General features: G+C 72.9%; 1 pseudogene. It reads right to left on the bottom strand.

The annotated features are described in order from the left end of the window. Positions 1–221 (bottom strand): annotated as a pseudogene (locus B3D39_RS12370) (hypothetical protein); the annotation flags it as partial.

Genomic DNA, 221 nt, shown 5'->3' with positions numbered 1-221 from the left:
GGCGTCGGCGGCGGCATTGGCGGCTTGGCTGGCGGCATCGGCTGCCGCTTTTGCCGCCGTGCTCGCGCCTTCGACAGCGCTATCGGTCGCCTCCTCTTGCGCCCCGCTGGCCGCCGAGGCGGCCGCATTCGCAGCTTTCGCGGCCGCTTCCGCCGCCGCCGTTGCAGCCTTCGCGGCATCGGTGGCAGCCGCGCTGGCCGTATCGCTTGAGGAATCCATCG

This window comes from Thioclava sp. UBA3469, assembly GCF_002378135.1.
Lineage (GTDB): Bacteria > Pseudomonadota > Alphaproteobacteria > Rhodobacterales > Rhodobacteraceae > Thioclava > Thioclava sediminum.
The sequence above is the reverse complement of the archived record's forward strand: the minus strand, read 5'-3'. Positions and strand labels throughout refer to the sequence as shown.